We start from the raw sequence: 15471 nt of genomic DNA, 5'->3' as shown, positions 1-15471 counted from the left end.
CGCCGGGCGCGTGGACGCGTCAGATGCCGCCGAGCGTCGACACGAGGACCGCCTTGATCGTGTGCATGCGGTTTTCCGCCTGCTCGAACGCGATGCAGCGCGGGGATTCGAACACCTCGTCGGTGACTTCGATGCCGTCCTTCAGATGCGGATAGCGCTCGGCGATCTGCTTGCCGACCTTCGTCTCGCAGTTGTGGAACGCGGGCAGGCAGTGCATGAAGCGCGTGCGCGGATTGCCGGTCGATTCGATCAGCTTGCGGTTCACCTGGTACGGCAGCAGCGCCTTGATCCGCTCGTCCCACGCGTCGACCGGCTCGCCCATCGACACCCACACGTCCGTGTGGATGAAGTCCACGCCCTTGACCGCTTCGAGCGGGTCCTCGGTCAGCGTGATCCGCGCGCCGCTTTCGGCCGCGAACGCCTCGCACTGCGCGACGAGCTCGGCGGACGGCCACAGCGACTTCGGCGCGCCGATCCGCACGTCCATCCCGAGCTTCGCGCCGATCAGGAGCAGCGAGTTGCCCATGTTGTTGCGCGCGTCGCCGAGATACGCGTAGCTGATGTCGTGCAGCGGCTTGTCGCTGTGCTCGCGCATCGTCAGCACGTCGGCGAGCATCTGCGTCGGGTGGTATTCGTCGGTGAGGCCGTTGAACACGGGCACGCCCGCGTGGTGCGCGAGCTCCTCGACGATCTCCTGGCTGAAGCCGCGGTACTCGATCGCGTCGTACATCCGGCCGAGCACGCGCGCGGTGTCCTTCATGCTTTCCTTGTGGCCGATCTGCGACGACGTCGGGTCGATGTACGTGACGTTCGCGCCCTGGTCGTACGCGGCGACCTCGAACGCGCAGCGCGTGCGGGTCGACGTCTTTTCGAAAATGAGCGCGATGTTCTTGCGCACGAGGCGCGGCTGCTCGGTGCCGCTGTACTTCGCGCGCTTCAGGTCGCGCGCGAGATCGAGCAGGTAGCGCAGCTCGCGCGTGTTGTGGTGCATCAGGCTCAGCAGATTGCGATTGTGCAGGTTGAAGCTCATCTGGTTTCTCCGCAGGTTGTCGGGGTCGGCGCGGCGCCGGGACGCCGCGGTGCTCGTGTCAAGGTCAGTAGTCGATCGGATCGCGCAGGACCGGGCAGGTCATGCAGTGGCCGCCGCCGCGGCCGCGCCCGAGTTCGCTCGAGCTGATCGTGATCACCTCGATGCCGGCCTTGCGCAGCAGCGTGTTCGTGTACGTGTTGCGGTCGTAGCCGATGACGACGCCCGGCTCGACGCACACCATGTTGTTGCCGTCGTCCCATTGCTCGCGCTCGGCCGCGAAATCGTTGCCGCCGGTCTCGACGGTGCGCAGCGCGTCGAGACCGAGCGCCTGCGCGACGACGTCGACGAACGGCTGGTCCTCGCGCACGATGTCGATGCCGCCGTGCGCGTCGTCGCCGGGGCGCAGCGTGAACGGCACGATCCGGTTCACGACTTCCGGGAAAATCGTCACGAGATCGCGGTCGCAGAAGCTGAACACGGTGTCGAGGTGCATCGCCGCGCGCGAGGCCGGCATGCCGGCCACGATCACGCGCTCGGCCGCGCCCTTCGCGAACAGCGATTGCGCGAGCTGGCCGATGGCCTGGTGCGACGTGCGCTCGCCCATCCCGACGAGCACGACGCCGCGGCCGATCGGCATCACGTCGCCGCCTTCGAGCGTGGCCATCCCGTGATCCCGGTCGGGATCGCCGTACCAGATGTCGAACTGCGCGTCGGCGAACGCCGGATGGAACTTGTAGATCGCGGTGACGAGCAGCGTTTCCTGCCGGCGCGCGGGCCAGTGCATCGGGTTCAGCGTGACGCCGCCGTAGATCCAGCACGACGTGTCGCGCGTGAACATCATGTTCGGCAGCGGCGGCAGCACGAACGACGACTTGCCGAGATAGTCGCGGAACAGCGTGAGCACCTTCGAGCGCTCGGCGCCCGGGATGTCGCTCGCCGCGACGCCGCCGATCAGGAATTCGGCGAGCGTGCGCGGCTCGAGGCTTTCGAGCCACGCGCGCACCTCGGCGACGAGGCCCATGCCGACGCTGTCCGGCGTGAGCTTGCGATCGAGGATCCACTTCAGCGCGGCCGGGTTCTTGACGGTCTCGGTCAGCAGGTTGTGCATCTCCAGCACTTCGACGCCGCGCTCGCGCATCTTCGACACGAAGTCGAAGTGGTCGCGCTTGGCCTGGTTCACCCACATCACGTCGTCGAACAGCAGGTCGTCGCAGTTGCTCGGCGTGAGGCGCTGATGCGCGAGCCCGGGCGAGCACACGAGCACCTTGCGCAGCTTGCCGGCTTCGGAATGGACACCGACTTGAGGAATGGCGTTGTTCATATGGTTACCTTTTCGATCAAAGGGTGAGGAGCCCGCTATGGAGCGCGTAGGCCGCGGCGAGCGCGGCGGCGGCCACCGCCGCGAAGATCAGCTTTTCGGCGGCGGTGAAGACCGGCTTGCCGAGCTCGCGCTTCGCCTTCGCGAAGAACAGCGCGCCCGGCGCATAGAGGAGTGCGGACAGCAGCAGGTACTTGACGCCGCCCGCGTACAGCAGCCACACCGCGTAGAGCACGGCGAGCGCGGCGACGAAGCCGTCGTTGCGGCGCTGGCGCGGATCGCTTTCGTAGGTCTCGCCGCGCACGGCGAGCAGCAGCGCGTAAGCGGCCGACCAGAAGTACGGAATCAGGATCATCGACGTCGCGAGATAGATCAGCGACAGATAGGTGCTTTGCGAGAACAGCGTGATCAGCAGGAACACCTGGACCATCGCGTTGGTGATCCAGAGCGCGTTCGCCGGCACGTGGTTCGCGTTCTCCTTGCGCAGGAACGCGGGCATCGTGCGGTCCTTCGCGGCCGAGAACAGGATTTCCGCGCAGAGCAGCACCCAGGACAGCAGCGCGCCGGCGAGCGACACGACGAGGCCGACGCTGATGAGGATCGCGCCCCAGTGGCCGACGACGTGCTCGAGCACGGCCGCCATCGACGGGTTCTGCAGCTTCGCGAGCTGCGGCTGCGTCATGATGCCGAGCGACAGCACGTTGACGAGCACCAGCACGAGCAGCACGCCGACGAAGCCGATCACGGTCGCGCGGCCGACGTCGCTGCGCTTTTCCGCGCGCGCCGAGAAGATGCTCGCGCCCTCGATGCCGATGAACACCCAGACGGTGACGAGCATCATGCTGCGCACCTGGGTCATCACCGAGCCGAGCGACGGATGCGCGCGGCCCCAGATGTCGGTGCGGAACACGTCGAGCTTGAACGCGAACACGCAGATCAGGATGAACAGCGCGAGCGGGACGATCTTCGCGACGGTCGTGACGAGGTTGATGAACGCCGCTTCCTTGATCCCGCGCAGCACGAGGAAGTGCACGGCCCACAGCAGCACCGATGCGCCCGCGATCGCGGCGGGCGTGTTGCCTTCGCCGAACACCGGGAAGAAGTAGCCGAGCGTCGAGAACAGCAGCACGAAGTAGCCGACGTTGCCGAGCCACGCGCTGATCCAGTAGCCCCACGCCGACGAGAAGCCCATGTAATCGCCAAAGCCGGCCTGCGCGTATGCGTAGACGCCGCCGTCGAGCTGCGGCTTGCGGTTCGCGAGCGTCTGGAACACGAATGCGAGCGTGAGCATGCCGATCGCGGTGATCGCCCAGCCGATCAGGATCGCGCCGGCCTCCGCGTTGGCGGCCATGTTCTGCGGCAGCGAGAAGATGCCGCCGCCGATCATCGATCCGACCACGAGCGCGGTCAGCGCGCCGAGTCGTAGTTTGTGCGCGGCGGCGGGTTTCGCCGCGACGGCTTCGTTTTGAGTGATTTCAGCCATGATGTTTCCTCTCGATCGCGTTCGCGCAGGATCGCGGCGTGCGCGCGGCCATCGCGCTGCCGCCGGGATGGCGGGCGCGGTGTTTTGCCGCTGGCATGCGCGGTCCGGTGGAACGCGCGTGGTTGGAAAGTCGAAGAAGCGTGCCCGTTTCGGGCGCTATCGGCGGAGCGTCGTCATCGGTGCGCTCCCTGCGGGTTGCGTCCGGGCTTCCCGTTGACGCCGCGCCTCGGCGGCATCGCTGCTGTCCCAGAACGAAAAGAGCCAGACGCCGAGCCGGCGCCGTTTCCAGTACATGCCGTTCAGACGGCGGCGGATTTCCGCGAGCAGGCGCCAGTTCGCGCCGTCGACGCCGATCAGCGCGCCGGGCCGCAGGCCCGATTGGCCGATGAATTGAATGTCCGTGAACTGCTTGCCGGTGTACTTGAGTAGAAAATCCTGAAGCTCTTCTTTCGTCACTTCAGGCTGGAGATTATCGACAAAGATTCTCATCGCACTGCCTGCCTTGTTGTTCAATTCCGTTCTCGACCGCTTGTGACGATCGAATTTGCACACGCTCAGGAATCAAGCTGTTTTCCCGATTCCCGCGTGCGAAACGAGCCGATCAAACCCACACCGAATCCGTCGAATTTCGTGTTTGAATGTGTGCTTTCGTTGATTCAATTCTTCACGATGGCGTTGTAATTTGAAACAATTTAAACCGCACTTTCTGTCGTGGATCAAAGAACGCGGGAAGGTGGACGGGGGGCAGGCGGAGGGGGGGAATGCGAGCGAAACGGCCGTGTTGAAGGGGGGCGAGCCCGGCGGGATCGACGGTATCGATCCCGCGGGTTCGTTGCTTCAGATATCGAAATACAGATAGAACTCCCACGGATGCGGACGCAGCCTGACCGGGTCGATCTCGTGCGTGCGCTTGTAATCGATCCAGGTCCGGATCACGTCGTCGCTGAACACGTCGCCCTTGCGCAGGAACGCGTGGTCGGCTTCGAGCGCCCGCAGCGACGCATCGAGCGAATCCGGCACTTGCCGGATGTTGCGCGCTTCTTCCGGCGGCAGGTCGTAGATGTTCCGGTCGAGCGGGTCGCCGGGATCGATCCGGTTCTCGATGCCGTCGAGCCCGGCCATCAGCATCGCCGCGAACGCGAGGTACGCATTGGCGGACGGGTCGGGGCAGCGAAACTCGACGCGCCGCGCGTTCGGCGAATCCGAGTACATCGGGATGCGCGCGGCGGCCGAGCGGTTGCGCTGCGACATCGCGAGGTTCACCGGCGCTTCGTAGCCGGGCACCAGCCGCTTGTACGAGTTCGTCGTGGGCGCGCAGAACGCCATCAGCGCGGGCGCGTGCTGCAGCAGGCCGCCGATGTACCAGCGGCACAGGTCCGACGTGAGCGCCCAGCCGGCCGCGTCGTAGAACAGGTTGCGCTCGTCGTCCCACAGGCTCTGGTGGCAGTGCATGCCGCTCGCGTTGTCGGCGTAGAGCGGCTTCGGCATGAAGGTGGCGACCTTGCCGTGCCGGCGCGCGACGTTCTTGCAGAGGTACTTGTAGATCATCACGTTGTCGGCCATCCGCGTGAGCGGGGCGAAGCGCAGGTCGATCTCGTTCTGTCCGGCGGTCGCCACTTCGTGGTGGTGCACCTCGACCTGCACGCCGGCCTGCTGCAGCGTCAGCGCGATCTCGGAGCGGATCTCCTGCAGCGTGTCCTGCGGCGGCACCGGGAAATACCCTTCCTTGTAGCGCGCCTTGTAGCCGAGATTGCCGCCGCCGTAGGCGCCTTCGTCGCGGCCGGTGGTCCAGTCGCCTTCGGCCGATTCGACGTAGTAATAGCCGCTGTGCTGATCCTGCCCGAAGCGGATCGAGTCGAATATGAAGAATTCGAGTTCGGGCCCGAAATAGCAGGTCGTCGCGATGCCGGTCTGCGCCAGATACGCCTCGGCCTTTTTCGCGACATGGCGCGGATCGCGCGAGTACGGCTTTTGCAGCACGGGATCGACGACGTCGCAGATCAGCGACAGCGTCGGCGTGCCGCACACCGGATCGACGAACGCGGTGGCGGGGTCCGGCCTCAGCAGCATGTCCGATTCGTGGATCTCCTGGAAGCCGCGAATCGACGAGCCGTCGAAACCGATGCCGGCTTCGAACAGGCCTTCGTGAACTTCGGGGAGCGTAATCGAGAAGTGCTGCCAGAGTCCCGGCAGATCGGTGAATTTCAGGTCGACGATCTGGATCGCGTGCTTGTGCACCAGATCGATCACGTCGCTCACGCTTTCGGGGCGGGCGACGCGATAGCTGCCCGCATCGACGGATACCGGGGAAGAAGCCCCGGGGCTGGCTTGCGTATCGGGCATGGACGTTCTCCTCTTCCGGCCCTTCGCCTGTATTCCTGACTTGGTCTGCCCGCGCGCGAAACACAGCACGGGTCCATACACGCAAGCGCGCGTGTTACCGGTCCTCCCTCATCCCGGCCAGCCGGGCTTCGCCGGCGTCCCGCGCGGCGGCGGCCGTGCCGAACGTTTCGTCCGACACGAGTGCGCGCTTCACGTGCTGCGCGTCGAAATCGACGAGCGCGATGACCCAGACGAACGCGCCCGCATGCTCCGCGGTCTGCACGAAGGCACGGACATTGCTGCTGGTTTCCGCATTCATGGCGATCTCCTGAAAAAGGGGGCACTTCGAGCGGCCGTCACGCGAGGCCGGTGGGTACGACACATTGATTGTAGGCAATGGGAACCGGCGAATCGGGTCGGTTTTTGCGGCGCAGCGCGGCGGCGGCGACATCTCGTCGCAGGGGCGGGCCCAGATGCCCGGGTATGCCGGGCACGACATCAGGCAAGATCGTCGAGTCGAATCCATTGCCAGTCTATTTAATATGTTATGCAAATTAATGATCGATGATTTGGACGGAATGCGAACGGTCGTATTTGACCTTGAAAGTACATTTTGATACGATCGTCGCGTTTTAAAATTTCATCCTGTTCGATCAAGCGAATACCCATAGCAGTTCTACGGAATCAATGCGCCGCTTGCCCGCTTCGTTGAAGGCGGGCAACCGCGATTCAACGTGATTGCATCGCCCGCATGCAATCGCCATCGGTACAGCGACACTCGCCACGAAGCCCGCACACCTCGTCATGCGGCGCGCCCCTCTTTAGCCATGTCGTCAGCGTCCGTCTCGACGCGCATCCGTCCGATGCGCCGAGGACCTCGGACATACCGCCCGGGCGCGCTTTTGCGCGCCTGATATGCCATTCCTGAATCGATTCGTTCGCCGCCTCGATGCGAGCGGCGACGGCATTCATGCAATCGGAAACGACAAGCCCATGTGAAATCAGCAGATCCGTTCGAAAGGAAAGCAGCGTTTCAACCAGTCACGACCATTTTGAGGAGTCCAACCGATGACCTTCCGAACCCGATCGAAACATGTGCGCAGCGGCGTCAGCGCGGGCGTCGCCGCGCTGCTGTGCATCGCGTCCGCCGGATCGAATGCCGCGCTGCAGCCGAGCGACGAAGCGCCGGTGGCGCGGCGCACCGACATGACCTGCCGGCTCAACCGGGATGCGAGCAAGGACTGCACGACGCACGAAAAGCTGACGATCCTGCGCCCGGCCGGGCGCGCACAGCTGTCCCGGCTCGATTTCGACTTCCTGGACAACGATCGCCTCGAGATCCGCGATGCCGCGGTGATCCAGCCGGACGGCCGGCGCGTTCCGCTGTCGTCGAAGCAGATCGACACGCGCACCGCGCCGAACCCGGAGGCCGGCTTCCACCGCAAGCGCCAGACGTCGGTCGCGTTTCCCGGCTTGCGGGTCGGCAGCACCATCACGTACACGCTCGTCGAGCACGTCGCCGCGACGCCGAATGCGACGGAATTCCACGAGCGCGCGGTGTTCGGGCCGATGCCCGTCCGGCTCGACGCGTACCGCGCCGCGTTTTCCGCCGACCGGCCGATCGCATGGCGCGGCGAGCAGCTCGACGCATTCGACGTCGAGACGTCCGGGCAGGACCACCGTCTCGTCGTCACGCTGAAGGCGCCGCGCTATGTCAACCTGATCAACGAGGACGGCACGATGGCGCGCCGGGTGCCGCGCATCGAGCTGACCAGCAGTCTCGACCGGCAGGCGCACTTCGGCCCGTTCGCGGCGCGCTACAACGCGATTCTCGCCGCGCCGCTGCCCGCCGGTGCGGCGGGCGCCGTCGCGGCGGCGCGCGGCAGGCCCGAGCCCGAGCGCGTCGCCGCGCTGATGAAGCACATCAGCGCGCACTATCGCTACATGGGCGACTGGCGCATGAGCGAGCGCGGCCTCGTGCCGTTCGATCTCGCGCAGGTCGAGGCGAACGGCTACGGCGACTGCAAGGATCTCGCGGTGCTGCTGGCGGCCATGCTCGACGCGAGCGGCATCGACGCGCGGCCCGCGTTCGTGTTCCGCGGCGTCGACGCGGGCCCGCTGCTGGTGCCCGGCCTCGCCGCGCCGAATCATGCGATCGTGCGCGTGGTGGTCAACGGCGAGACCTGGTGGCTCGACCCGACCAATAACGTCTATCTGCCGGGCATCATCCCGCCCGACCTGCAGGAGCGATGGGCGCTGGTCGTCGAGCGCAACGGCGCGGTCGACGAGGACCGCATCGCGGCGCAGGCGCCGCGGGTGATCTTCGACGGCACGTACCATGCGAGCGTGCGCGACGACGGCAGCGCGCGCGTCGATCTGCGCGTCGACAAGGACGGGAACCTGCTGTGGGCGCTGATGGACGGCGACTATGCGCAGGGCGCGACGGCCGTCGATCAGCACCTGTGCAACACATGGTTCAAGGAGCCGGTCGAATGCCGGATCGACCGGCCGGACACGAGCGCCGCCGGGTTCGGCCGCTACCGGATCAGTGCGCACGGCGTGGACCGGCGCGCGCTCGACCGGACGTCGAGCGGCTACGTGTACAACGGCGGCGCCGGGTGGCGCGACAAGTGGGAGCGGCTGGTCAACTACCGGCGCAACGGCGACGTCGGCGATCTGTATCTGGGCGACCGGGAGGAAAGCCGGGCCGAGGTGCGGCTCGACGGCGTGCGCGCGGAGCAGCCGCTGGCCGCCTGCAGCGTGCGGTCGCCGTGGTTCGACCTCGACGTGACGCCCGAGCCGGCGGCGCAAGGCATCGCGTATCGCCAGCGCCTCGTGCAGAAGGCGCGCTGGCTGACCCACGATGAACTGACGAGCGACGCGTTCGGGCGCTTCCTCGACGACGCGCAGCGTTGCACGAACGCGTTGCGGCAGACGGTGTCGGTTGCGTCGCCGGCATAGCCGCGTGCCGGGAGCAACCGGCCCCGGAGCCACAATCATTGACACATTCGTGTCATCGGCCGGCATGCCCCATTGCCGGCCGTTCCCGCCCGCCGCGGCTGGCGGGCTGCCCTCGGCCCGCACCGCGTCGACCGGCGGGCAAACGGCAACCGCGCCGCAACAGCTAGCGCGATCCACACACGTTCCGCGATAATTCAGCGTCCCGCTGCGCGCCGCGCGCGGCGGGGCCTGCATCACGCATACCAAGCATCCACGGCGCAACTGGGCCGCGCCGTCAAAGATAACGATCCGGGGTACGTCGCCGAAGCCGGCCGCACGTCCTTGAACAAGGAAATAACAACATGGATTTGCTGCGCTTCCTGCTGCTCCTGCCGATTCGCGCGATCGGTTTCGTCTGGCGTCTGCTCGGCCACGTGCTGAGGCCGCTGGTCGGCGACGTGTCGTGGACGGCGCCCGCATGGATGGGCATCACCGTCGCGGCCGTGCGCCGCCGCCCGTGGCATGCCGGCGGCCTCGTGCTGCTCGGGGTCGCGCTGGCGGGCGGCTGGCACTGGTTCAAGCACCGCCCGAAGCCGCCCGAACCGGAAACGGTCAGCTTCACCGTGAAGCCGCCCGCCGTCACGAGCTACGACACCGACGAAAGCGGCAAGCCGAAGGTGACGATCCATCCGCTCGACGTCGTGTTCGCGCAATCGGCCGCGCCGATCGAGCAGGTCGGCAAGCCGGCCGGCGAGGGCATCGAGATGACGCCCGCGCTCAAGGGCGCGTGGGCGTGGGTCGACGACAAGACGCTGCGCTTCACGCCGGCGGCCGACTGGCCGGTCGGCGCGCACGTCGAGGTGCGTTTCGCGGTGCACCGGGTCTTCGCGCCGCAGGTGACGATGCACGACGACCGCTTCGCCTTCGACGTGCCGGCATTCACCGCGCAGACGGGCAGCACGCAGTTCTACCAGGACCCGGAAAACCCCGCGCAGAAGCAGGCGCTGCTGCAACTGCGCTTCAATTACCCGGTCGATCCGGCCGAATTCGAGAAGCGCATCGGCCTCGTGCTGGTCGGCCGCGACGGCAAGCATGCGACGCCGCTGCGCTACACGGTCAACTACGACAAGATGAAGACGAGCGCGTGGGTCTACTCGCAGCCGCTCGAGATTCCGCGCGATCCGCTGGTCGCACGGCTCGACGTCGACAAGGGCGTGAAGAGCGCACGCGGCGGCAACGGTACGCCCGACGCGCTGCACGCGGCGGTCGACGTGCCGGGGCTCTACAGCCTGTCGATCGACAACGTCGCGCCGACGCTCGTCGACAACGAGCGCTACGAGCCCGAGCAGGTGCTCGTCGCGGAAGCGTCCGACGGCGTGCGCAGCGCCGACCTCGCGGCGCGCGCGAAGGCGTGGGTGCTGCCGAAGCGCAAGCCGGGCGTCGATCAGGCGGACGACGATCCGCCGTACGAATGGAACGTGGCCGACATCAGCGATGCGGTGCTGAAGCAGTCGAAGCCGCTGCCGCTCGAAGCGGTGCCCACCGAGAACGATTTCGCGACGCTGCAGAGCTTCAAGTACCACGCGACGCCGGGCGAGCGCGTCGTCGTGCGGTTCGAAGGCGACCTGAAGTCGGCCGGCGGCTACCTGCTCGGCAAGCCCGTGACGACCGCGTTCACGGTGCCGGACTATCCGAAGCTGCTGCGCTTCATGGCCGACGGTTCGCTGCTGTCGATGAGCGGCAGCAAGCGCTTGTCGGTCGTGTCGCGCAACCTGCCGGGGATGAAGGTCGAGATCGGCCGCGTGCTGCCCGACCAGCTCCAGCATCTCGTGAGCTTCAACAACGGCACGTACGCGCGGCCCGAGCTGTCGTATTCGTTCAGCGAGGATCACATCGTCGAGCGCTTCGTGCAGACACGCGCATTCCCGGCCGGCGACCCCGGCCGTGCGCATTACGAAGGCGTCGATCTCGGCCAGTACCTGAAGGGCGGCAAGCGCGGCGTGTTCCTGCTGCACCTGACGAAGTACGACCCGGCCGCCGAGAAGAAGCACGCGGACGCCGCCCAGGGCGACGACGCGGCGGCGGACGGCAACGGCGACCCGGATCATGCCGACAGCGCGGATTCGGGCGGCGACGGCAGCGACGACGACAGCGCGCTCGGCGATACGCGCCTGATCGTCGTGACCGATCTCGGGATGCTGGTCAAGAAGGCGCTGGACGGCAGCCAGGACGTGTTCGTCCAGTCGATCCGCAACGGCCGCCCGGTTGCGGGCGCAACGGTATCGGTGCTCGCGGTGAACGGCCAGGCGCTGTTCACGCAGACGACCGGCGCCGACGGCATCGTGCATTTCCCGGCGTTCAAGGGGCTCGACCGCGAGAAGCGGCCGCAGCTGTACGTCGTGAAGAAGGACACCGACCTGTCGTTCCTGCCGGTGACCGGCCGCGATCGCCAGCTCGACTTCTCGCGTTTCGACGTCGGCGGCGAGCGCAACGCGACGGGCCAGGGGCAACTGTCCGCCTACCTGTTTTCGGATCGCGGCCTGTACCGGCCCGGCGATCCGTTCCACATCGGCCTGATCGTGCGTGCCGCGAGCTGGGCGCGCAGCCCGGCCGGCGTGCCGCTGCAGGCGGAGATCGTCGATCCGCGCGGGATCACGGTCGAGCGCAAGCCGGTGGCGGTCGATGCGACGGGCTTCACCGAGCTCGGCTATACGACGGCCGAAACGGCGCCGACCGGCACGTGGACGGTCAACCTCTACATCGTCAAGGACGGCCAGCCCGGCGCGGAGCCGATCGGCAGCACGACGGTGCAGGTGAAGGAGTTCCTGCCCGACCGGATGAAGGTCGACGCGAAGCTGTCGCAGCAGGTCGTCGAAGGGTGGGTGAAGCCGAAGGGGCTGAAGGGCGTCGTCGACGCGCAGAACCTGTTCGGCACGCCGGCGGAGAAGCGTCGCGTCGCGGCGACGCTGACGCTGCGCCCGGTGTGGCCGTCGTTTCGCAGCTGGCAGGGCTATCACTTCTTCGACGCGCGCCGTGCGAAGGAGGGCTACACGACGACGCTGCAGGACGGCACGACCGACGAGCACGGCCATGCCGAATTCGACCTCGACCTCGACAAGTACGCGGACTCGACCTACCAGCTCTACTTCCAGGCGAAGGCCTATGAAGCGGAAGGCGGGCGCAACGTCGCCGCGAACGCGCAGACGCTCGTGTCGAACAACGACTGGCTCGTCGGCTACAAGTCCGTCGACGATCTCGGCTACGTGAAGCGCGGCAGCCCGCGTACGGTGCGGCTCGTCGCGATCGATCCGAACGCGAAGGCGATCGACGTGAAGGGCCTGCGCGCGCAGCTCGTCGAGGAGCGCTACGTGTCGGTGCTGACCAAGCAGGATTCCGGCGCATACAAATACGATTCGCGGCTGAAGGAGGTGCCCGTCGACGAGAAGCCGCTGACGATCCCGGCGGCCGGGCTCGACTTCACGCTGCGCACCGACAAGCCGGGCAGCTATGCGCTCGTGATCCGCAACGCGGACGGCGCCGCAGTGAACCGGATCGAATATTCGGTCACGGGCGACGCGAACGTCACGCGTTCGCTCGACCGCAACGCGGAGCTGCAGGTGAGCCTCGCGAAGCACGACTACAAGCCGGGCGAGCAGGTCGAGATCGCGATCCGCGCGCCTTACGCGGGCAGCGGGCTGATCACGATCGAGCGCGACAAGGTGTATGCGCACGCGTGGTTCCATGCGGACACGACGAGCTCGATCCAGCACATCACGGTGCCGGCCGGCTTCGAAGGCAACGGCTACATCAACGTGCAGTACATTCGCGATCCGTCGTCCGACGAGATCTTCATGAGCCCGCTGAGCTACGGCGTCGTGCCGTTCTCGGTGAACCTCGACGCGCGCCGCAATGCGGTGAGCGTCGACGCGCCGGCGCTCGTGAAGCCGGGCGACACCGTCAACTTCACCGTGCATTCGGCGAAGCCCGCGAAGGTCGTCGTGTTCGCGGTCGACGAGGGCATCCTGCAGGTCGCGCGCTACAAGCTCGGCGATCCGCTGAAGTTCTTCTTCCGCAAGCGGATGCTCGAAGTCGGCACGTCGCAGATCCTCGACCTGATCCTGCCGGACTTCGAGAAGCTGATGGCGATGGCCGCGCCGGGCGGCGACGCCGACGATGCGATCGGCCGTCAGTTGAACCCGTTCAAGCGCAAGCGCGACAAGCCGGTCGTCTACTGGTCGGGGATCGTCGACGTGAACGGCGACACGCGCCTGAGCTACACCGTGCCCGACTACTTCAACGGCAAGCTGCGCGTGATGGCCGTGTCGGTGTCGCCGGACCTGGTCGGCACGTTCGAGGGCGCGACGACGGTGCGCGGCGACTTCGTGCTGTCGCCGAACGTGCCGACGATACTCGCGCCGGGCGACGAGGCCGACGTCAGCGTCGGTGTCTCGAACAACCTGACGGGCGCCGGCAACCAGCCGGTGCCGGTCGCGGTCACGCTGAAGACGGGCCCGCAGTTGCAGGTGATCGGGCCGGCCACGCAGAACGTCACGCTCGCGCCGCAGCACGAGGGTGTCGCGATGTTCCGCGTGAAGGCGACCGATACGCTCGGCTCGGGCGCGCTGTCGTTCGGCGCGCGCTACGGCGCGAAGGGCGCGCAGCAGCGCGTCGACGTGTCGGTGCGGCCGGCCGCCGCGTTCCGCACGCAGCTCGACATCGCGCGGCTCGACCCGGGCAAGAAGGCGAGCGTGCCGAACCTGCGGTCGATGTACGACGCGTATGCATCGCGCGACGCGAGCATCTCGACCGCGCCGCTCGTGCTGTCCGAAGGGGTGGCGTCGTATCTCGTCAACTTCGAGCACTACTGCAGCGAGCAGATGGTGAGCGCGGCCGTGCCGCGCGTGTTCGCGGCGAAGTGGCTGTCGGTGCGCGCGCTGACGAGCGCGATGCATGCGGCCGACGCCGGCGCCGACACGACGAACGCGGCGGCGATCGCGCAGTTCCTCGGCGTGCTGCGCGGCCGGCAGAACGCGCAGGGCGGGTTCGGCCTGTGGAGCGCGACGCCCGACGCCGACCCGTTCGTGTCCGCGTACGCGATGCACGTGTTGCTCGACGCGCGCGAGCGCGGCATCGCCGTGCCGAAGGACATGCTCGACGCGGGCAACCAGTATCTGCAGAAGCTCGCGGCGAACGATTCGCTCGGTTCGCTCGACCTGCTGCGCCAGCGCGCTTACGCGGTGTACTTGCTGACGCGCCAGGGCAACGTGACGACCAACAGCCTCGCGGCCGTGCAGAAGCGGCTGCAGGACGCATATCCGAACGACTGGAAGAGCGACCTCGCCGCCGCCTGGCTTGCGGCGTCGTACCAGCTGCTGAAGCAGGACAAGGAGGCCGCGGCGCTGATCGCGGGCCCGCAGGCGTTGCTCGAACGCAAGCGCGCGTCCGACGGCGGTTACGCGACGGGTTACTACCTCGATCCGCTGACGCGCGACGCGAGCGTGCTGTACCTGATCGCGAAGCACTTCCCCGAGCGCGTGCGCAAGCTGTCGCCGCGCGCGATGGACAACCTCGCCGCGCCGCTCGTCGACAACCGCTACAACACGCTGTCGTCGGCGATGACGATCCTCGCGCTCGATGCGTATGCGGCGTCGAGCGCGGGCCAGCTCGACCAGCTCGCGATCGACGAGGTGCGCGCGGGCGCCGCGCCGAAGGACGTGTCGTCGATCCAGGCGAACCTCGTGCGCTCGGGGACGTGGGCGGCCGGTGCGTCGCGCGTCGACTTCGTGAACGGCAGCACGCTGCCCGCGTGGTGGATCGCGAGCCAGTCGGGCTACGACCGCGGCACGTCGACGACGGCGATCAGGAACGGCCTCGAGATCGTGCGCGACTACACCGACACGGACGGCAAGCCGCTCGCGAAGATCACGCTCGGCCAGGAGATCGACGTGCACCTGAAGATCCGGGCGACGGGCTCGGCGAACGTCGGCAACATCGCGATCGTCGACCTGCTGCCCGGCGGCTTCGATCCGGTAATCGCGCCGCCGCCCGTCGCCGACACGCAGGACGGCAACGGCGATGCCGACGGCGCGGATGCGGCAAGCGCCGCGAATGCGCCGTGGCGTTCGCCGATCGGCGTAAAGGGCTCCACGTGGCAGCCGCAGTTCGCGGACGTGCGCGAGGACCGCGTGGTGATCTACGGCACCGCGACGACGGACGTGCGCGAGTTCGTCTACCGGATCAAGGCGAGCAACGCGGGCCGCTTCGTCGCGCCGCCTGCCTACGGCGAGTCGATGTACGACCGCCGCGTGCAGGCGCAGGCGCCGGGCGGCGCAACGCTTACGGTCGGGCGCGCGCGATGATCGCGGTGTGGCATGCGAT

8 protein-coding genes are annotated in these 15471 nt (G+C 67.3%); 2 read left to right on the top strand and 6 right to left on the bottom strand.

From position 1 onward, the window contains the following. Nucleotides 1–19: 19 nt before the first annotated feature. From WT26_RS32330 to WT26_RS32305, 6 genes are all read right to left on the bottom strand, one after another. Nucleotides 20–1030 carry an ornithine carbamoyltransferase gene (locus tag WT26_RS32330; protein WP_059894540.1) on the bottom strand — a complete coding sequence of 337 codons (1011 nt, stop codon included), beginning with the start codon at nt 1028–1030 and terminating at the stop codon, nt 20–22. A 64-nt stretch (nt 1031–1094) separates the two neighbouring features. Next, complete coding sequence (gene arcA, locus WT26_RS32325) at nt 1095–2351, bottom strand: arginine deiminase (protein WP_060030564.1); 1257 nt, start codon at nt 2349–2351, stop codon at nt 1095–1097. A gap of 16 nt (nt 2352–2367) precedes the next feature. After that, nucleotides 2368–3831: an arginine-ornithine antiporter gene (gene arcD / locus WT26_RS32320; RefSeq protein ID WP_060078845.1), complete on the bottom strand. Its 1464-nt coding sequence runs from the start codon at nt 3829–3831 to the stop codon at nt 2368–2370. A gap of 156 nt (nt 3832–3987) precedes the next feature. Further along, nucleotides 3988–4320, bottom strand: a complete 333-nt coding sequence (locus WT26_RS32315; protein ID WP_042588942.1) for a hypothetical protein — start codon at nt 4318–4320, stop codon at nt 3988–3990. Between the two features lie 348 nt (nt 4321–4668). Next, nucleotides 4669–6174, bottom strand: coding sequence for a type I glutamate--ammonia ligase (gene glnA, locus WT26_RS32310; protein ID WP_059822101.1), 1506 nt, complete (start codon nt 6172–6174; stop codon nt 4669–4671). Nucleotides 6175–6268: 94 nt separating this feature from the next. Next, nucleotides 6269–6472 (bottom strand): hypothetical protein, encoded by a 204-nt coding sequence (locus WT26_RS32305; RefSeq protein ID WP_059489236.1) that lies wholly within the window; start codon nt 6470–6472, stop codon nt 6269–6271. Nucleotides 6473–7221: 749 nt separating this feature from the next. Here WT26_RS32305 and WT26_RS32300 point away from each other — a divergent pair. Next, nucleotides 7222–9114 (top strand): DUF3857 domain-containing transglutaminase family protein, encoded by a 1893-nt coding sequence (locus WT26_RS32300; protein ID WP_069271625.1) that lies wholly within the window; start codon nt 7222–7224, stop codon nt 9112–9114. A 341-nt stretch (nt 9115–9455) separates the two neighbouring features. After that, on the top strand, nt 9456–15452 hold the full coding sequence (locus WT26_RS32295) for an MG2 domain-containing protein (RefSeq protein WP_069274849.1): 5997 nt from the start codon (nt 9456–9458) through the stop codon (nt 15450–15452). Nucleotides 15453–15471: the final 19 nt, after the last annotated feature.

Origin of the sequence: Burkholderia cepacia (assembly GCF_001718835.1) — a bacterium.
GTDB lineage: Bacteria > Pseudomonadota > Gammaproteobacteria > Burkholderiales > Burkholderiaceae > Burkholderia > Burkholderia cepacia_F.
This window is presented reverse-complemented; position numbering and strand designations above follow the sequence as displayed.

Bases quoted from the DNA above. Each gene is read 5' to 3' on its own strand.
- WT26_RS32305 (WP_059489236.1), bottom strand. From the start codon at position 6,472: ATGAATGCGGAAACCAGCAGCAATGTCCGTGCCTTCGTGCAGACCGCG.
- WT26_RS32315 (WP_042588942.1), bottom strand. From the start codon at position 4,320: ATGAGAATCTTTGTCGATAATCTCCAGCCTGAAGTGACGAAAGAAGAG.
- arcA (WP_060030564.1), bottom strand. From the start codon at position 2,351: ATGAACAACGCCATTCCTCAAGTCGGTGTCCATTCCGAAGCCGGCAAG.
- WT26_RS32295 (WP_069274849.1), top strand. From the start codon at position 9,456: ATGGATTTGCTGCGCTTCCTGCTGCTCCTGCCGATTCGCGCGATCGGT.
- arcD (WP_060078845.1), bottom strand. From the start codon at position 3,831: ATGGCTGAAATCACTCAAAACGAAGCCGTCGCGGCGAAACCCGCCGCC.
- WT26_RS32330 (WP_059894540.1), bottom strand. From the start codon at position 1,030: ATGAGCTTCAACCTGCACAATCGCAATCTGCTGAGCCTGATGCACCAC.
- glnA (WP_059822101.1), bottom strand. From the start codon at position 6,174: ATGCCCGATACGCAAGCCAGCCCCGGGGCTTCTTCCCCGGTATCCGTC.
- WT26_RS32300 (WP_069271625.1), top strand. From the start codon at position 7,222: ATGACCTTCCGAACCCGATCGAAACATGTGCGCAGCGGCGTCAGCGCG.